At 41.8% G+C, this 701-nt stretch carries 1 protein-coding gene; it reads right to left on the bottom strand.

What is annotated here, in order from left to right:
- Nucleotides 1-285 precede the first annotated feature (285 nt).
- On the bottom strand, nucleotides 286-701 hold a 416-nt coding region (locus ACTHUR_RS14260; RefSeq protein ID WP_440399211.1), incomplete at its 5' end, for a DUF4189 domain-containing protein.

Here is a 701-nt window from a genome sequence, read left to right as displayed (position 1 = left end):
TTTTTAATCTAAATTCTTTTCTTAACTCAACTGTTTTCTCCATAGCAACACTACTTGGATATGTCCGAATATCGTCAGATAAAGCAAATTCTTTATGCCCTCCTAACTCACTGATTAAAAAAATTCTTCAGGCATTGAATTAAAACTTTTAGAGCAGATAATTGTGCATCAGGTATCTCTTTCCTATAAACAAAATCAAATTGATCAGTCCGTGACTTAAATCTTTAAAAGAAAGGCTAGCTTCTCCTCGTTTTGAAAAGTCTCCTAATAAGAGAATGCCTATTTTTATTGCGGCATCGAGCAGCCTTCAGGGGCAAAAATGGTGCATTGCGAATAACCGGAAGCCTGACATTTCCTTAGAGCTTCCTCTTCTGCAAGACCAGGTTTTTTTATTCCAGTAAAGGCTTTCCATTTATTCCCTAATTTTCCTTGTGCGACGGCGATACAACCATTCCTAACAGAAGCTCCTATTTTGCAAGGTGCATTGCGACCGTCTTTTTCGCAAACTTTTATGGCTTCTTTTTCCGCAGCCTCACGCGAATTCATATTGAGTGCGCCGCCTGCAATACCCGTTTTAAGGTTCACCGCCCATGCGCCGTATTTGGACGGGACGTTGATATTGACGATTTCCGTAGGCTGCTGCCGAGACTGGCGGGGAGATGCGCAGTTGGAATTGTAGCCGTATGCACACAATGCCGAAT

The organism is Neisseria sp. P0021.S007, assembly GCF_051956855.1.
Note: the sequence above shows the minus strand (reverse complement) of the source record. Positions and strands in the feature narration are given on the sequence as shown.